Here is an 18,524-nt window from a genome sequence, read left to right on the forward strand (position 1 = left end):
AAGGTCGCTTTATTATTCTAGCTAGTAGCTACATTTCTTATTTAGAGATGTGAGCGATTAGGTCTAGAACTTTGTTTGAGTAACCGATTTCGTTGTCGTACCAAGATACAACTTTAACGAATTTGTCAGTTAGTGCTACACCAGCTTTTGCATCAAATACAGAAGTTTGAGTTTCGCCGATGAAGTCTTGAGAAACAACTTGGTCTTCAGTGTAACCAAGAACGCCAGCCATTTCGCCTGCAGAAGCAGCTTTCATAGCAGCACAGATTTCTTCGTAGCTAGCAGCTTCTTTAAGGTTAACTGTTAGGTCAACTACAGAAACGTTAGCAGTAGGTACGCGGAAAGCCATACCAGTTAGTTTGCCGTTTAGCTCAGGAAGTACAACACCTACAGCTTTAGCAGCACCAGTTGAAGAAGGGATGATGTTTTGAGAAGCACCACGACCACCGCGCCAGTCTTTAGCAGAAGGACCGTCAACAGTTTTTTGAGTAGCAGTAGTAGCGTGAACAGTAGTCATAAGACCAGATTCAATGCCCCACTTGTCGTTTAGTACTTTAGCGATAGGCGCTAAACAGTTAGTAGTACAAGAAGCGTTAGAAACGATATCTTGACCAGCGTAAGACTCTTGGTTTACGCCCATTACGAACATAGGAGTAGCGTCTTTAGAAGGACCAGTTAGAACTACTTTCTTAGCGCCAGCAGTGATGTGCTTACGAGCAGTCTCGTCAGTTAGGAAGATACCAGTTGCTTCAGCAACTACATCAACACTAATTGCGTCCCACTTAAGGTCTTCTGGGTTACGCTCAGCAGTAACGCGTACAACGTTACCGTTTACTACCAAGTTACCGTCAACTACTTCTACGCTGCCGTTGAAGCGACCGTGAGTTGAGTCATACTTAAGCATGTAAGCCATGTATTCAACGTCGATTAAGTCGTTGATGCCTACTACTTCAATGTCGCTGCGCTCAACAGAAGCACGGAATACGAAACGTCCAATACGGCCAAAACCGTTAATACCAACTTTAATTGTCATAGTGATACCTAATGTTCCAAGTGTTAACAGATGTAGAAATTGGTTGTAAACTTACAACATTTTTAAAAATGGTCAAGTTCAATCGCCAATTAATTTGCGCGATATCAATTAATGGTTTAAAAATGAGCAAGCTAACATTTGCAGGAAGAAGTATTAGCTTAGAAGTAAAAAAAAACAATCAATATCACTCAATCTCAGATAAAATTAATTTAGCGAAATTTGTGCTAGATCGATAAATCAAGCGTTAGGATGAGTACAATACACGCGCTAAAAAAACAATAATTAGTTAGATAAAAGCAATAACTCGGGAAATGTTATGTCAGATCAAATCATTGAACAGTTGGTAAAGCTTCGCGGCATTGAAACCAGCTACGTAGATGCTTGGGGAAATCCGGCGCAAGTCGTACCTGAAAGCAAATCGAAACTGTTAAGAGCGTTAGGTTACCCTGTAGACGATGCAGAGCAATTAGCACAACGCTATGAAGAAGACGTACTAAATTACTGGCAAAAAGTGATGCCAGTAGTGAAAGTTGTACGTGTAGCTTCTGAATATCCTTTAGAGATCCGTGTTCCTATCGAGTTAGCTAATAAAGCATTTACTTGGAAGTTAAAAACAGAGCAGGGTGAAGAATTTAAAGGGCAGATTACTCCAGTAGATGGTGAGTTAATCGAAGCCCACGCTATTAATGATGTTGAGTATCAAGCTTACATTGTTAACTTAAGCATAGAGTTACCTATTGGTTACCATAGCTTGAGCATCTCTCTAAAAGGCGGTCGTAAAGTATTAGCAGAAACGCGTTACATCGTTGCTCCTAAAGCTGCTTACATTCAGCCGCAGATTGCGAACGGCAAGAAAGTATGGGGCCCAAGTGTACAGTTGTACTGCCTACGCACAGAAACAAACTGGGGTATCGGCGACTTCTCTGATCTACAGGTACTAGTTAAAAACATTGCCGATCGCGGTGGTGATTTTGTAGGTCTAAACCCGATTCATTCTTTATATCCAGCCAACCCAGAAGCCGCTAGCCCATACAGCCCTTCTTCACGTCGTTGGTTGAACATCGTTTACATTGATGTTGCAGCCATCACCGAGTTTGCTAACTCAGACGCAGCAGCCTTAGTGGCTAGTGGTGCTTTCCAAAACCGTTTGGAACAGTTACGCAGCAGCGAGTGGGTAGACTACACCGGTGTAACTGAAGCTAAGCTTGAAGCACTTAAACTTGTATTCAAGCAGTTCCAAACTATTCAGAAAGGTCGTACTAAACGTGCTAACGCTTTCCGTACCTTCGTTAAAGAAGGCGGTGAAAGCTTACAAGCACAGGCCACCTACGATGCGCTACAAGCTCATTTGTACGATAGCATTGGTAATGCTTGGGGCTGGCCAGCATGGCCTGACGAGTACAAAGAGTACCACCTACCAGCAGTTGCTGAGTGGGTAAAAGCGAATCAAGAAGCGGTAGATTTCTACTTATGGCTACAGTGGATTGCCGACGAGCAGTTAGCTGCAGTAGACGCTGTTGCAAAAGAATCGGGCATGGCAATGGGCCTTTACCGCGATTTGGCAGTAGGCGTGAGCGAAGGCAGTGTTGAGATTTGGGCAAACGGTGATTTGTACTCTCTTGATGCAAGTGTTGGTGCTCCGCCAGATATTCTTGGCCCACTTGGTCAAAAGTGGGGCTTGCCTCCAATGGACCCTGCTGTATTAGAAGAGCAACAATACCAACCAATGGTTGATTTGTTCCGTTCTAACATGCGCTCATGTGGTTCTTTACGTATCGACCACGCAATGGCTTTATTGCGCTTGTGGTTAGTGCCGGTTGAAGATTCAGCGGATAAAGGTGCTTACCTTTACTACCCAATTCAAGACTTGCTAGGTATTTTGGCGCTTGAAAGTCACCGTAACCAGTGTTTAATCATTGGTGAAGACTTAGGTACTGTTCCAGACGGCATCTTTGAAGTTCTTCAAGAAAACGGTGTTCACTCTTACCGTATCTTCTTCTTCGAACAAGCGGAAGACGGTGGCTTTATTTCACCAGCGCATTACCCAGAGCAAGCAATGTCTGCGGTAACTACCCACGATATGCCAACCTTACGCGGTTTCTGGCATTGTGATGATTTAGCGCTTGGTCGTGAATTAGGCATTTACCCAGACGAAGAAGTACTACAAAGTCTTTACCAAGATCGTCATGAGAACAAGCAAAAGCTGCTAGATACCTTGCACGGTCACCAAAGCATCCCAGACTACATCTCACGCGATGTAAACTGGGTAGGAATGGACAAAGGCCTTAACTACGGTATTCAAGTACACATGGCAAAAGGTAGCTGTAACTTGTTATCTGTTCAGTTAGAAGACTGGATGGAAATGGACAAGCCAGTTAACGTTCCGGGTACTTCAAGTGAATATCCTAACTGGCGTCGTAAGTTAACTTGGAACTTAAGTGACTTATTTAACAACCACGACGTACAGCACTTAATGCATTCACTAACAGACGCTCGCAATAAAGTTAGCAAGTAAGATTGATGCATTTATAAACAAGCGCTCTTCGGAGCGCTTTTTTTTACCTATGAAAATGTTTTCTATCTCACTTTACTACTGATTAATTGAGAAAAGCTCGAAGAGTTGCGCTAACCTAAGCATTAATGACCAAATCCCCTTATTCTCAGGACGTTAAGGTAAGTAAATAATGAAACAATCTTTGTCTTCTCAGGTTTCTAAATTAGTTCAACAATTGTCCAGCGTGCGTTTAGGTGAGCCTTTTAATGCTCTAGGTTTAAACGCAAAAGCCAAAGGTAAAGGCTTAGTGTTAAGGGCTTGGCAACCTGATGCAAAAGCGATAACTGTGATGTCGCTAAATGGCGAAGTTTTGGGAACAATGGGCCAGTTATCTCCGCAAGGTCTTTTCGAATTAGAGTTTGATGCTGAAGAACATTTCTCTTACCAGTTAGAAGTTGAATACGCCGACAGCAAACTAACAGTAATAGACCCTTATCAGTTTACCGATGTAGCCTACGATGGCTTAGCCACTATGACTCACGCGCCGCAAAACCTTTATCAGGTATTAGGTGCACAGGTTAAAACCATTGAAGTGGATGGTGTACAAATAAAGGGTGTGCGCTTTGGCGTATATGCTCCTAGTGCATCAAGTGTTAGTTTAATTGGTGATTTTAACCATTGGGATGGTCGACGCCTGCCGATGCAGCGTTCTTTGGATGGTCATTGGGTACTATTTGTGCCGGGCTTAGATTCGGGAACAAAGTACAAGTATGAGTTAAAGGATCGTCACGGTCATTCCTTACCACATAAAACTGATCCAGTAGGCTTTAGTTCAGAACAATACCCATCTTTTGCCTCAGTGGTTTGGGATCATGACCAATACCAATGGAACGACGAAGAGTGGATACGTTCACAAAATAACGATAAACGTCATCAACCAATGAGCGTTTATGAAGTGCACTTAGGTTCTTGGCGTCGCAAGATTGAAGACACTGGGAATAACTACCTAAGCTACCGTGAGTTAGCGGTTGAGTTAGTGCAATATGTAAAAGAAATGGGCTACACCCATATAGAAGTATTGCCAGTTTCTGAGTTCCCATTTGATGGTTCTTGGGGCTACCAGCCTATCGGTTTGTTCGCGCCTACTAGCAGATTTGGTAATCCTGATGATTTCAAGTTCTTAGTCGATCAATGTCACCAGAATGGCATAGGCGTTATTGTTGATTGGGTTCCAGCCCACTTCCCAAGTGACTCACACGGTTTAGCACAATTCGACGGCACTCATTTATATGAGTATGAAGATCCGCGCCGTGGGTGGCACAACGATTGGAATTCATACATCTATGACTTTGGCCGCGATAATGTACGTCAATTCCTAGTAGCAAGTGCCTTAATTTGGCTAGACAAATTCCATGTTGATGGCTTACGTGTAGATGCAGTAGCGTCAATGCTTTACTGGGACTACTCTCGAGAAGAAGGCGAGTGGGTACCAAACGTTGATGGCGGAAATCATAACTACGAAGCCATTAGTTTACTTAAATGGTTTAACGAAGAGGTCTACCGTCAATATCCACATGCGATGACTATTGCTGAAGAATCTACGGCATTTGCCGGTGTTTCTCGCCCAACATTTACTGGTGGTTTAGGCTTTGGTTTCAAGTGGAACATGGGATGGATGCATGACTCATTAGACTACATGCAAAAAGACCCAGCGTTTAGAAAGTACCACCACAACGAAATTACCTTTGCCATGGTTTATAACTATGACGAAAATTTTGTTTTACCGATCTCGCATGATGAAGTAGTGCACGGTAAAGGCTCGTTACTAGGCAAAATGCCAGGCGACGAGTGGCAGCAAGCTGCTAACCTGCGAGCGTATACCGCGTTTATGTATGCGCACCCAGGTAAAAAGCTAAACTTTATGGGGAATGAAATAGCTCAAGCAAGTGAGTGGAATCATGACTCAAGCCTTGAGTGGAACGTGCTGGAGTATCCAAAACACAAAGGGCAGCAAGAGTTAGTTAAGCAACTAAACAAAGTTTACCGCGAACACCCAGCAATGTTTGAAGGTGATTATGATACTCAAGGTTTTGAGTGGATTGATCACGATGATTGGGAAAAAAGCGTGTTGGTATTCCAACGTAACGCCTTAAATAGCCAACAAAAAGTGATTGTAGTGAGCAACTTCACTCCAGTTCCTCGCGATAACTATCGTTTAGCAGTGCCAGAGCAGGGGCGTTACCGTATCATTTTGAACTCAGATTCAGAAATGTACTGGGGCGGTAACTACGATGCTGGTATTGAATTTCAATCTGAGGCTGTTGCTAGCCACGGGCGCGAAAATTCTGTGATTTTAAACTTGCCACCGCTATCAACATTGTATTTAATCAAAGTAGATTAAATACATTGTTTATAACCCCTCGCTGGAGCGAGGGGTTAATAAGGTTTGCATGTCTACAAGAAGTCAATTAAAGCCTTTGCCTTTTAGCCTGAGCCAGTTTCAGGTTTCCCCTGGAAGGGACTATCCTCTCGGCGCTACTCTCGACGAAAACGGATGTAATTTTGCCATTCATGCTGGTGATGCTAAGCATATTGAATTGTGCTTATTCGACGAGCATGAAAATGAGGTCGCGCGGTTAGTGTTACCTGGTAAGCAAGGCGGTATTCGTTTTGGCTACGTAAAGGGTATTAAGGTCAATCAATATTATGGCTATCGTGTTTTTGGTGCTTATCAACCGGAACATGGTAGTTGGTTTGACCCAAGAAAACTCATTTTAGATCCCTACGCAAAGGCTATTTCTCGCCCATTAATATGGGATAGCAAAGCCTACCAAGAAGATAACGCAGACTTAATACCAAAGTGTATTGTGTGTGATGACTATTTTGATTGGCAGGGTGTGGCTAAACCAAATGTTGAACGCCAAGATATGGTGCTTTACGAAACTCACGTTCGAGGGTTTAGTAAACTCAATACGCAAGTAGCCGAGCAACACCGCGGTAGCTATTTAGGTATATCAGATTCTGCCAGCATTAAGCACTTAAAAGCTTTAGGCATTACCTCTGTACAACTCTTGCCTACGGCAGCGTTTATGTCTGAGCCTCGTTTAAAAGGCCTGGGTTTAAGTAATTATTGGGGATATAACTCAATATTATTTATGGCGCCTGAACCTCGCTACGCAAAATCTAACGCCTTAAAAGAATTCAAAACCATGGTGCGAGAACTACATCGCAATGGGATTGAAGTGATCTTAGATGTTGTGTTTAACCATACTGCAGAGTCGGGCGATGATGGACCAACCCTGTGTTATAGGGGGCTAGACAATAAACATTACTATCTGTTTGAACAAATTGGTGACAGCCCAGATTATAGCCAATACGCCAACAATACTGGCTGCGGTAACAGTGTTAGTTTAGACCATCCGGTTAGCCTGAGATTAGTGCTCGATAGCCTGCGCTATTGGGTTGACGAAATGCAAGTAGATGGCTTTAGGTTTGATCTAGCCGTAAGCCTAGGTAGAGAGAATAATCATTACACGAGCCAGGCGGCATTTTTCAAAGCAGTAGCTCAAGACCCTATTTTGTCACGCGCCAAGATGATTGCAGAACCATGGGACATTGGACCTAACGGTTACCAACTGGGTCACTTTCCGGAACGTTGGATGGAATGTAATGACCGGTTTAGAGACACCAGCCGCGGCTTCTGGAAAGGAGAGCATGGCTTGCTAGGTGAAATGGCTACCCGAATTATGGGGTCACGAGACCTATTTTTATCCAGTCGCCGCAGTATTCATACCAGTGTTAACTATATTTGTTACCACGATGGCTTCACTTTAGAAGACTTAGTTAGTTATGAGCAGCGTCATAACCATGCCAATGGCGAAGAAAACCGTGATGGCCATGGTCATAATATTTCTGCTAACTACGGTGAAGAAGGTCGGACAAAAGACAAAAAGATACTAGCGCTACGCCGTAAACAAAAACGAAATCTGCTCGCAACATTGATGCTTTCTCAAGGAGTACCGCACTTTTTAGGTGGTGATGAGTTAAGTCGAACTCAGTTGGGCAACAACAATGCGTATTGTCAGAACAATGAATTAAGCTGGTTTGATTGGGAGCTAGACCGCGATCAACAGCAGTTTCTAAATTTTTGTCAGCAGTTGATGGGACTACGTAAACGCTCGCGTGTTTTCCACTATTTGCAGTTAGAGAATGACAGCTATGAGAAATGTCATTCACAATTACATGGGGTTCGCTGGTATCGTCATGATGGCGAAAACATGCACCAGGAAGATTGGCACCAATCACACGGCTGGGCTGTAGCTGTTGAAGTACGCAACCTTAGGGAGTCAAAAGAGCGCTGGTTGTGGATTATTAATGCCAGCTCCCACGATATTGACTTTGTTGTACCAGCGGTTGAAGGTAGAGCGATTTGGTGTCAACAGATGGATACCGCACATGAGCAAGCCATATTTGAAAAGAAACTTCGTGGCGTAAGTAGTGTCAAAATTAAAGCAAAATCAATGTTGTTGTTGGAACAAGTAAAATCGTGAGTAAAATTGTAAAAGACGAACAAGAGTGGCATGCCTTACTCGGTGAAATGGCCTTTCAAGTGACCCGAAAAGGGGCAACTGAACGGCCATTTTCTGGGACTTTGTTACACAATAAGCAACAAGGTGTATATCATTGCGTTTGCTGTAATCAGGCTCTGTTTAGTTCTGAATCAAAATTTGATTCAGGTTGTGGCTGGCCGAGCTTTGATAAAATAGCAGAGAGCAGGGTGGTTACTTTTGTGAGAGATCAAAGCCATAATATGGAGCGCATTGAGGTGCGCTGTAGCCAATGTGATGCCCATTTAGGCCATGTGTTTAATGATGGCCCTACAGAAACTGGCGAACGCTACTGTATTAATTCAGTAGCGCTGGATTTTACAGCAGAATAAATTCTCTCTATAAGCGGTATTGTCTTTTATCGATTTGCTTAAAGATAATACCGGCTTCTTCTTTCAATACCTTTTGCTGCTGTTCTGATAACTTCAATTTGTGAATCAATCCTGAATAGTCTTGCTTACTATGGTCTTTAAACAAGGCTGCTACCTGAGCCCACAAATAAGCGTGACGGTAATCTTTGAGCGTCATGTATTGAGAGGTAATTGCCTCGGCATATTTAGCGGGTATGGTTTCTTCTTCTGCATATAGCTTAAAGGTATTTTGCAGTATGTTGATGGTCTTCTTTGCATCTTTGCCACTGTAGTATATGGCCAAAGTCCATTGTAAGTCAGGGTGTTGGAGCTGGCCTGAACCCTCAAGAGCAAGAAAGCGTTCTTTAGCACCTTCGTCTCGGAATTGTGTCCAATGATACATAGACAAGAAAGGGTAGCTTGATTCTTTCGTTTCCGCTTCTAAGCGCTCAAGTTCTTCAAGTGACGTTAATAAACCAATGACTCGTTGGGTTTTACGAGATTTGTCGTATTTTGGTTCAATACTGGCAGCTAGTTCTATACAAAAATTGTAGTCACGATAGTTTTTAATCAGTTGGTATTGATTGATTTCATTCGCTTCATTCATTTCGTTAAAACGACTAATGATCACGCCATTTCGCTCTTTTTTACACCAGCCATCGCGATTTAAATCTTCACATAATTCTGGGTTACTTTTACAAATGCTTTTAACCGAGCGACTACCAAAGCCGAATAAATCAAATCCTGTATCGCAACCACTTAGTACTAAAGGTAATACTAAAAACAAGCTATAGCCGAATGGCTTTACTAAAGACAAATCATTTCCCTGAATTCAATTTAAACAATGCTTTAAACGGCCTAGACTACCACAATTATTTTCCATATAGCTTCTCCTAATTTGTCCTAACAATCTAAGTGCTCAGAATATAGCTTGGCAGTGCAGCGTCGGTTTGTTAGTGTTTCCATAACATTATAGGAGTGATAAATGGATGTAGATAAATTGTTGGCGGCAATTAGCCCAGAGATATACCAAAACATGCTAACTGCTGTTGAAACGGGTCGCTGGCCGGATGGAAAGCAACTCAGTGATGAACAGCGAGATCATACCCAGCAAATGGTTATTTTGTATCAATCTAAACACAACCATCAGCCCCAACATTTTACCGTGGGAACCGATGGTGAGTTAGTGATGAAATCCAAACAAGAGTTAAAACGTCAGTACAAAGAAGATCAAACTATTATTAGTGTTCCGCAAAACGATAGTTAGATAGTAATCTCGCCCCTAATATCTTGACTCAGCAAGTCCCGAATTCTCTGGCTAGGTAGATTTTTACTTAGTAAGTAATGCAATTTAGCCAGTGCCGCTTCGGTTGTCATATCGCCACCACTTACCACACCAGCTTTTGCTAATGCATTGCCTGTTGCATAGCCGCCCATGTTCACTTTACCGGTCAAGCATTGGCTTAGGTTAATAACGATAATGCCTCTATCACTAGCGTTTTGTAACTGCTCTAACATTGATTGGTGTTGAGGAGCATTGCCCACGCCGTAACTTAATAGTATTAGCGCTTTAACCGGTTGGAGTAGCAAATTTCCAATGACTTCAGCTGAAATACCTGGGTAGAGGCTAACCACTCCTATAGGTTGAGGCACAATCGGACTGATTTGCAGTGCACTAATACCGGTTGGTCTAACTTGCCCGGTGACAACTTCAATATCGATCCCTGCCTTTAGTAAAGGCGGGAAGTTAGGTGACATAAAAGCATCGAAGCCATCTGCATGGGCTTTGGTGCTGCGGTTACCACGCAACAGCTTGTTGTTAAAGAATAAGCATACTTCATGAACCGGGTAGTAGGCGGCAAGGTATAAAGCATTAAGTAGGTTAGTTTGTCCATCTGACCGCAACTCACTAAGTGGAATTTGCGAACCTGTAACAATCACTGGTTTACTTAAGTTTTCTAGCATGAAGGACAGAGCTGACGCAGTGTAAGCCATAGTGTCGGTGCCGTGCAGTACTACAAAGCCATCGTATTTTTCGTAGTTAGCTTGAATGTCCTCAGCAATCAGTTGCCAATGCTGTGGATTCATATCGGCGGAGTCTATAAGAGGAGAAAACTCATGTACCGTGAATTCAGGCATTTCATCGCGCTTGAACTCAGGCATTGCTTCGAGACAATCGCTCATGAAACCGGCAACGGGAACGTAGCCTCTTTCGCTACGTTGCATACCTATGGTGCCGCCAGTATAGGCGATATATATTGATTTTCGATTCATCAGACTATAATTCAAAGAGTTTTTGAAATTATAGTCTGATGTTTCCCTAAAGTAATTAGCCGTTTATCTTTATTTGGCTTTGCTTAGTATTGTTCGCACACCGCACAAAAACTGTATTGGCCGAGTGGGTCGCTAAACTTTTCGATTTCTGGTGCTTGTTCCGCGAACTGGCTGATTAGCTGCCAATTTGGGATATTCTTCGCAAGCGCTGCATTTAGCTGGCTATCAAAAAACTGAGCGATTAGGCGCTCCCTTGGATTAAGTGGTGGGCTTAAGGTTGTAACCTGGTAGCTCTCAAGCTGGTTTAGTTCAGCGGCATATTCAATGGCATCATTCAAATCACCCAGTTGGTCAACCAAGCCATTGTTTAAGGCATCTTGTCCAGTCCAGATTCGACCTTCCGCGATGTTTTCCATATCCGCCATTTCTATGCCTCGGCCTGTGGAAACCAAAGATAAGAAGTCGTGGTAGCCGTGCTCTACATTCAGTTGAATGATTTCTGCAAGTTCCTCTGGCAAAGCTTGAAATGGGCTGATTTCGGCAAGAGGGCTAGTCGCATAGCCGTCGCTGTTGATTCCCAGCTTTGCTAAGGCATTTTCTAGGGTGGCAAACATGCCAAAAATACCAATTGAACCGGTAATCGTTGTAGGGCTAGCAAAAATCTGATCAGCCGTTGAGGATATCCAGTAACCGCCACTAGCGGCAACGCTGCCCATAGACACAACTACAGGAATACCTTTTTCTTGAAGTTGCTGTAATTTGTCACGGATAAGCTCAGAAGCAAATGCGCTACCGCCAGGGCTATCTACACGCATAACTAGTGCTTTTATTTGCTCATCGTCTAATGCTTGATTGAGTTGAGCCAACACAGTGTCGGCAGCAATTACTTTTTCTTGTCCTCTGCCGCCTACAATGGCGCCTTGTGCCACAATCAATGCAATTTTGTTTTCACTTGTCGCTTCTTCAGGCAAGCTGTGAAGGTATTCGGCATAGTGTCGCGCTTGGTAACTATCTCCGTCATTATTCTCACCAAAAGTATCAATTAGTATTTGCTTCGCTTCAGCGCGAGTCGCTAGCTGATCAACCAAGCCAAATTTCTCTGCGTAACGTGCGCCATCACCATCAACGGATTTTAATCGCTCCAACAAAGCACTAGGCTCTGGCATTAAGTGTTGAGCCACTAATTGACGGTTATTCGCCACTGTATCTAGATAAGCAGACCACAGTTGGTCCATCCAGCGAGCTAAATCTTGTTTGGCCTCTTCTGACATATCGTTACGTAGATAAGGTTCTACAAAAGACTTATGAGTACCTACGCGGAATACATGAGTAGTAATATCAAGCTTGTCGATGGCATCCTTAAAGAACAAGCGGCGCGAATTCATACCACGCATGAGTACTGCCCCTTTAGGGTTTAGTAGTAGCTGGTCGGCATAACTCGCTAAGTAGTATTGGTGTTGATCATAGTAATCGGAATAAGCAATAACCGGTTTATCGCTGTCTTTAAACCTTTCTAAGGCTTTACCAATAATAGCTAGCTTGGTTTGGCTAGTATTTGGCATTGCGCCAAGCTCTAATACTAGACCGGTAATGTTGCTATCTATTCTTGCTTCATCAATGGCCTTAACTACATTGTGCAAGTCTATTTCTTTTTCCGTGGTGTTTCCGAGCAGTTCGTTACTTAATTCTGCCATTGGGTTTACCCGCTGGCGCTGCTCAACAATTTGGCCATCAAGTACCAGTCTAAGCGCTGCAGCACTTGGTGGTGCCTCAGGTTCTTGACTCACACTGCTTAACGCAATGATGACCATCACAACCATAAACAATAGAAACAAATTAACTAATAGAGAGCGTATGAAATTTAACGTACGCCAGAAAAAGCGAAATATGTTCTTAATTAATTTAAACACTGTGGGTCACTTAATAATGTCAACAATAACTAAACGTTACCATAGTCATATAAAACAGGCACCTGCAAATATTTAAACAAATGTTTGAAACAAAGGTTTGGTTTGTATACTCTATTAACAGTTTCATAACATCAACCATGGATTGAGGTTACACAGATGACCAAGTACCCACATTTATTAGCGCCATTAGATCTCGGTTTTACTCAATTACAAAGCCGGGTATTAATGGGGTCAATGCATACTGGTTTAGAAGAAGAGAAGGGTGGTTTTGAAAAGCTGGCTGCATTTTATGCCTTAAGAGCAAAAGGTGGGGTTGGCTTAATAGTTACTGGCGGCATTGCGCCAAACTTTAGAGGCCGTTTAGCACCAAACGGTTGCCAATTAAGTTTTCCTTGGCAAGTCAAAAAACATCGAACCATTACCGATGCGGTGCATAAAGAGGGTGGGAAAATTGCTCTACAAATATTGCATGCGGGACGCTACGGTTACCATCCGTTTAATGTAAGCGCCAGTAAAATAAAAGCGCCCATTTCGCCATTTAAGCCCAAGGCGATGAGCGAGAGGCAAATCAAAAACACCATCAAGGATTTTGCTAACAGTGCAAAGTTGGCGAAACGCGCCGGTTATGACGGCGTAGAGATTATGGGCTCTGAAGGCTATTTAATTAACCAATTTATTTGTGCAAGAACCAACCAAAGAACAGATGCTTGGGGTGGTAGTTATCAAAACCGAATTAAACTGCCGCTCGAAATTGTTAAGAAAACTCGCGCCTTGGTTGGTGAAGATTTCATCATTGTGTTTCGTTTATCAATGCTAGATTTGGTAGAGAAAGGCAGTACGTACGAAGAAGTGGTTACCTTGGCAAAAGCGCTAGAGAAAGCTGGCGTTACAATTCTCAACACCGGTATTGGCTGGCATGAAGCTAGGGTGCCTACCATTGCTACCAGCGTTCCACGGGCTGCATTTGCCTGGGTGACAGAAAAAATCAAACAACACGTTAGCATCCCTATGGTAGCGGTTAACCGAATCAACACACCGGATGTGGCCGAAAACATCTTACGTTCTGGGCAAGCAGATATGGTGTCTATGGCAAGACCCTTATTGGCTGACCCAATGTTTGTAGAAAAGGCTAAAAATAACCAAGCCGCGCTTATCAATACTTGTATTGGATGTAACCAAGCCTGTTTAGATCATGTATTTAAACAGCAGCGAGCTAGTTGTTTAGTTAACCCACAAGCTTGTTACGAAACAGAGCTTACTTTTGATAAAAAAGCCGCAAGCAAGACTATTGCGGTAGTTGGTGCGGGACCAGCAGGATTAGCATTTTCTTGTTATGCAGCAGAGCGAGGACATAAGGTCACTATTTATGATCAAGGCTCACAAATAGGCGGGCAGTTTAACTACGCAAAACAAATACCGGGCAAGGAAGAGTTTTACGAAACGCTACGATACTTCTCTAATCGGATAAAACAGTTAGGCATTAGCGTTAAATTAGAAACCAAAGTAGATGCTCCCACGTTAGCTGCTTTAGATGTGGATGAAGTTGTGATTGCTACGGGGATTTCTCCGCGAACTCCACCTATCGAAGGAATTGAGCATAGCAAAGTTTATAACTACTTAGATGTATTAAGAGATCATAAAGAAGTTGGGGGTAAAGTCGCTATTATTGGCGCTGGCGGAATTGGTTTTGACGTGGCTGAGTATTTGGTAGAGCAGAAGCCTTCGTTATCAACCAACGTAGGCCGATGGCTGGACAATTGGGGCATTGATAGCAGCATGGCAGAAGCTGGCGGACTAAAAGAGCACAATAATCATCCAGCGATGCGCAAAGTTTATTTGTGCCAACGTAAGGCTAGTAAAGTGGGTAAAAATCTAGGTAAAACTACCGGTTGGATCCATCGAGAAACCTTGAAGAAAAACCAAGTTGAAATGCTTGCTGGTGTTGAGTACAAAAAGGTTGATGATCAAGGCTTACATATTTCGGTAAACGGCAAGGATTCAGTTCTTGAGGTAGACCACGTAGTGGTGTGTGCTGGTCAAGAGCCGCTAAGAGTATTGCATGATGATCTAACAGCCCTTGGGGTAAACTCTCACCTTATAGGCGGCGCAGATGTTGCTGCCGAGTTAGACGCTAAACGCGCTATTCGCCAAGGGGCTGAACTAGCCGCGCTTATTTAGTCTAAGCCATTGCTGAACTAAAGCAGCTGTTTGTTTTGGGTTTTGTTTAACCCAGTCTTGCAGTTGTTTTAGTTGTTTCTGACGTATTTTGCTTAAATGTTGATGCCGCTCTAAAACCATTTCAAAAGCACCTAAACCTACGATTACACTGCTTTACTTTTAACACAAATGGCGCACAATGGCGCTATATTTACGTGGTTAAGGAAAACAATGAAAGCCTTAGATTTATTACTAAATCGTCACTCGTGCGCACGTTTAGCCGCACCCGCACCTGAAGGTGCTGAGTTAGAAACCATATGGAATGCCGGACTTAGAGCACCCGACCATGGAGGTCTAAGCCCTTGGCGATTTATTCATGTTAGTGGTGAAGGCTTATCAAAACTAGCCGGAATTTTTGAACAAGCGGCCTTAGCAGAAGAAGGTGATGCTGAAAAAGCTAAAACCATGCCGTTTCGCGCGCCCTTAATCACCATAGTTGTAGCTTCACCTAAAACTCACTCTAAAGTACCCGAAATTGAACAGGTGTTATCAGCTGGTTGCGCGGTTCATGCGATGCAAATGGCGGCTTACGCCCAAGGATATAACGGTATTTGGCGTACTGGCCCTATGGCTTACAGCTCGATTGTAAATCATGAATTAGGCTTAGCTGAACATGAGTCAATTGTTGGTTATTTGTATCTGGGTAGCCCGCAAACCAAAGTATCAAAAACTCGCGAACTTCCATTTAAAGATTATGTAAGTTGGTTGTGAGGCATTATGACGGCAGCGCGTTTATATTACGTTCATGATCCAATGTGTGCATGGTGTTGGGGTTACAAACCTACCTTAGAGACACTAGAACGTTTGCTGCCTAGCCATATATCGCTAGTTTATCTTTTGGGTGGCCTAGCCGCTGATTCTGATATTGAAATGCCTGAAGAAATGCAGGCATTTATTCAACATAATTGGCAGAAGATAGCCTCAATGTTAGGTACACAGTTCAATTTTGATTTTTGGCAAATTAACCAGCCGAGGCGCTCTACTTATCCAGCTAATCGAGCAGTTCTTGCAGCGAAACAGCAGCGTGCTGAGAAAGCGATGATAGTTGCTATTCAACAGGCCTATTATTTGGAGGCGAAAAATCCTTCAAATTTGTCTGTGTTGTCCGGCTTGGCTGAGGACTTAGATTTAGATCTAGAAAAATTTAAGGCAGACATTGGCAGTGCGAAACTCAATGCTGATTTATTAAATGAAATTCAGTTTTCTCGAAGTATGCCCATCCAAGGTTTCCCATCTTTAGTCTTAAAGAAGGATGGTCACTATCATTCGGTAGCTTTAGATTATAAAAATGCCCAAGTTAGCCTTGAGCATATTCATCAGTTACTGGCTTAGATACCTAGCTCGTCAAGTAAATCTTGATCAATGGTTTGCGCAACGTCTTTAGGCTCTTGCTCTGCTTTCTTCTGTGAAGCGGCTTGCTCAATAAGATCATCTGGATCAACATCGTCTTCTGTTTCAAACTCATGAAGTTTAATAAACTCAGTTTTGTCCATGGCTAGCTCAAGGTAGAAGATGTTGTTCTTGGCTGTGGTGAAGGTAACTCGTCTCGCTTGAGGGCGGTCCAAGTTAGTATCAATTGAGATTAATACTTGTTTGTTTAAGGCTAACATTTTGGGTTGATTTTGAGTGAGCGAGGTTTGTAACTCTTTACCTACCACACCAGTAAAGTAACCCACCATCTGATTCATTAATTCACCCATAACATTACCCACTTCGTCGGCGGTATGTTGCTGAGCGAGTTCTGACTCTGGAATGCCCATGTGTAGCATGTAATTGCGGTATATTTCCATTGCCGCATCTGCTGTAAAGTTAATCACCACTAAACCCGAGAAGCCACCATCAAACAGTACAAAACAGCCAATGTCGGGCTTTAAGCAGGTTTTGTTTATCTTTTGCACCATGGCGGAGTATTTAATATCACTGGCGGTTGCTTTACTTAATACGTTTGTTACTGAATTACACAAAGTAAGCAATACGTCTTCGGTGGTAACAACTTTTAATTTTTTCATGTAAATCCTTTTTAACTTCTTTGCGGCAATGCCGTAGTCATGGGTTTAAGTATGGATGAGGAATACAGTGCTGTATAGCTTTGATTGCTATGGTATATGCGACAAAGAGTTTGATTGTGAGGGTGATCTAGAAATAAAAAAGCCTCAACAAAATTGAGGCTTCTTTCAACTATTCAATAAAACACTAACTATTAGTATTCAGCGTTTTTAGGTGCGCGAGGGAACGGTATTACGTCGCGAATGTTCGTCATGCCGGTCACGTAAGAGACTAAACGCTCAAACCCTAAACCAAAGCCAGAGTGGGGCACTGTGCCGTAGCGGCGTAGGTCGCGATACCAAGAGTAATCATCTTTATCTAGGTCTAGCTCTAACAACCGAGCATCAAGCACGTCTAAACGCTCTTCACGCTGGCTACCGCCAATAATTTCACCAATACCTGGTGCAAGCACATCCATCGCTGCAACGGTTTTTCCGTCTTCATTTTGGCGCATGTAAAACGCTTTAATATCTTTAGGGTAGTTTTTAACAACTACTGGCGCTTTAAAGTGCTCTTCAGCTAAGTAACGCTCGTGCTCTGAAGACATATCAATGCCCCATTCAACGTCGTACTCAAACTGTTTGCCGCTATCTTTTAAAATTTGAATGGCATCGGTGTAATCAACCTGAGCGAAATCTGCGCTAACAAAGCTTTCTAAACGACTAATCGCTTCCTTGTTAATGCGTTGAGCGAAGAAATTCATGTCATCCATGCGCTCATCAAGAACCGCTTTGAATACATACTTAAGCATGTCTTCAGCTAATTTTGCTACGTCTTCTAAATCAGCAAAGGCAACTTCTGGTTCTACCATCCAAAACTCGGCTAAGTGGCGACTCGTATTAGAGTTTTCAGCACGGAAGGTTGGGCCAAAAGTATAGACTTTAGACAATGCACAGGCGTAGGTTTCAGCATTTAGCTGGCCAGAAACGGTCAAGAATGTTTCTTTACCGAAGAAATCTTGCTGGTAATCTATTTCACCTTTGTCACCAAGCGGCAAGTTATTCATGTCTAAGGTTGATACACGGAACATTTCGCCAGCGCCTTCGGTGTCGCTGCCCGTGATAATTGGCGTGCTTACCCAAACATAACCTTGTTCATGGTAAAAACGGTGAATTGCTTGAGATAAACAGTTGCGCACACGAGTAACCGCGCCAATTACATTGGTACGAGGACGTAGGTGGGCGTGTTCACGTAAATACTCAATGCTGTGGCGTTTTGCCGACATTGGGTAGCTGTCTGGGTTTTCGACCCAACCAACAACTTCAACCTGGGTTGCTTGAATTTCAAATGATTGGCCTTTACCTGGTGATTCTACAACTTCACCAGTGACTACAACCGAACAACCGGCAGTTAGCTTAACGATATCATTCTCATAATTGGCTAGGGTATTAGGTGCCACGGCTTGAACGGCGTCGAAACATGAACCGTCATGAATGGCTAAGAAAGAAAGACCTGCTTTTGAATCGCGACGAGTGCGGATCCAACCCTTAATAGTTACTTGTTGACCAACGCTGAACTTACCGTTCATTACGTCTGTCACTGAGGAATGCGTCATAGCAAAAAACTGCTCCGATTTGATAGTGCTAATATTGT

General features: G+C 43.0%; 15 protein-coding genes. 9 read left to right on the forward strand and 6 right to left on the reverse strand.

Features of this window, described 5'->3' with window-relative positions; all coding sequences use genetic code 11:
* Nucleotides 1-37: 37 nt before the first annotated feature.
* Nucleotides 38-1,033 carry a type I glyceraldehyde-3-phosphate dehydrogenase gene (gap, locus tag G6R11_RS20520; protein ID WP_016403289.1) on the reverse strand — a complete coding sequence of 332 codons (996 nt, stop codon included), beginning with the start codon at nt 1,031-1,033 and terminating at the stop codon, nt 38-40.
* Nucleotides 1,034-1,044: 11 nt separating this feature from the next.
* Here gap and G6R11_RS20525 point away from each other — a divergent pair, with 11 nt between their 5' ends.
* The 5 genes from G6R11_RS20525 to msrB all read left to right on the forward strand — a co-directional run bounded on the left by G6R11_RS20525 (nt 1,045) and on the right by msrB (nt 8,466).
* Nucleotides 1,045-1,269: a hypothetical protein gene (locus tag G6R11_RS20525; protein WP_163134975.1), complete on the forward strand. Its 225-nt coding sequence runs from the start codon at nt 1,045-1,047 to the stop codon at nt 1,267-1,269.
* An 80-nt stretch (nt 1,270-1,349) separates the two neighbouring features.
* Nucleotides 1,350-3,548, forward strand: a complete 2,199-nt coding sequence (gene malQ, locus G6R11_RS20530; protein WP_163134977.1) for a 4-alpha-glucanotransferase — start codon at nt 1,350-1,352, stop codon at nt 3,546-3,548.
* Between the two features lie 169 nt (nt 3,549-3,717).
* The gene (gene glgB / locus G6R11_RS20535) at nt 3,718-5,928 is read left to right on the forward strand and encodes a 1,4-alpha-glucan branching protein GlgB (protein ID WP_163134979.1); all 2,211 of its coding nucleotides are present in this window, start codon (nt 3,718-3,720) and stop codon (nt 5,926-5,928) included.
* Nucleotides 5,929-5,977: 49 nt separating this feature from the next.
* A complete protein-coding gene (gene glgX / locus G6R11_RS20540; RefSeq protein WP_163134980.1) occupies nt 5,978-8,077 on the forward strand; it encodes a glycogen debranching protein GlgX in 2,100 nt (699 codons plus the stop codon).
* Entirely contained in the window at nt 8,074-8,466 is a 393-nt protein-coding gene (msrB, locus tag G6R11_RS20545) for a peptide-methionine (R)-S-oxide reductase MsrB (RefSeq protein WP_163134982.1), read from the forward strand. Before glgX ends, msrB begins: the two co-directional genes overlap by 4 nt.
* A 7-nt stretch (nt 8,467-8,473) precedes the next feature.
* Here the strand turns inward: msrB and G6R11_RS20550 are convergent, their stop codons facing one another.
* Nucleotides 8,474-9,301 (reverse strand): DUF2989 domain-containing protein, encoded by an 828-nt coding sequence (locus tag G6R11_RS20550; RefSeq protein ID WP_163134984.1) that lies wholly within the window; start codon nt 9,299-9,301, stop codon nt 8,474-8,476.
* Between the two features lie 168 nt (nt 9,302-9,469).
* Here G6R11_RS20550 and G6R11_RS20555 point away from each other — a divergent pair, with 168 nt between their 5' ends.
* Nucleotides 9,470-9,751 (forward strand): YeaC family protein, encoded by a 282-nt coding sequence (locus G6R11_RS20555; protein ID WP_163134986.1) that lies wholly within the window; start codon nt 9,470-9,472, stop codon nt 9,749-9,751.
* Here G6R11_RS20555 and ansA read toward each other — a convergent pair.
* Nucleotides 9,748-10,758: an asparaginase gene (gene ansA / locus G6R11_RS20560; protein ID WP_163134988.1), complete on the reverse strand. Its 1,011-nt coding sequence runs from the start codon at nt 10,756-10,758 to the stop codon at nt 9,748-9,750. The genes G6R11_RS20555 and ansA overlap by 4 nt on opposite strands.
* An 83-nt stretch (nt 10,759-10,841) precedes the next feature.
* A complete protein-coding gene (sppA, locus tag G6R11_RS20565; RefSeq protein ID WP_255494636.1) occupies nt 10,842-12,668 on the reverse strand; it encodes a signal peptide peptidase SppA in 1,827 nt (608 codons plus the stop codon).
* 156 nt (nt 12,669-12,824) lie between these two features.
* On the opposite strand from sppA, the gene G6R11_RS20570 reads away from it, so the two are divergent.
* The 3 genes from G6R11_RS20570 to G6R11_RS20580 all read left to right on the forward strand — a co-directional run bounded on the left by G6R11_RS20570 (nt 12,825) and on the right by G6R11_RS20580 (nt 16,217).
* Entirely contained in the window at nt 12,825-14,846 is a 2,022-nt protein-coding gene (locus tag G6R11_RS20570; protein WP_163134992.1) for an FAD-dependent oxidoreductase, read from the forward strand.
* 210 nt (nt 14,847-15,056) lie between these two features.
* On the forward strand, nt 15,057-15,596 hold the full coding sequence (locus G6R11_RS20575) for an NAD(P)H nitroreductase (RefSeq protein WP_163134994.1): 540 nt from the start codon (nt 15,057-15,059) through the stop codon (nt 15,594-15,596).
* Nucleotides 15,597-15,602: 6 nt separating this feature from the next.
* Nucleotides 15,603-16,217 carry a DsbA family protein gene (locus G6R11_RS20580; RefSeq protein ID WP_163134996.1) on the forward strand — a complete coding sequence of 205 codons (615 nt, stop codon included), beginning with the start codon at nt 15,603-15,605 and terminating at the stop codon, nt 16,215-16,217.
* Here the strand turns inward: G6R11_RS20580 and G6R11_RS20585 are convergent.
* The gene (locus tag G6R11_RS20585; RefSeq protein WP_163134998.1) at nt 16,214-16,894 is read right to left on the reverse strand and encodes a DUF3334 family protein; all 681 of its coding nucleotides are present in this window, start codon (nt 16,892-16,894) and stop codon (nt 16,214-16,216) included. The two genes, G6R11_RS20580 and G6R11_RS20585, sit on opposite strands and share 4 nt — an antisense overlap.
* A 191-nt stretch (nt 16,895-17,085) precedes the next feature.
* A complete protein-coding gene (asnS, locus tag G6R11_RS20590) occupies nt 17,086-18,486 on the reverse strand; it encodes an asparagine--tRNA ligase (RefSeq protein ID WP_163135000.1) in 1,401 nt (466 codons plus the stop codon).
* Nucleotides 18,487-18,524: the final 38 nt, after the last annotated feature.

Origin of the sequence: Agarivorans sp. Alg241-V36, assembly GCF_900537085.1 — a bacterium.
Taxonomy (GTDB): domain Bacteria; phylum Pseudomonadota; class Gammaproteobacteria; order Enterobacterales; family Celerinatantimonadaceae; genus Agarivorans.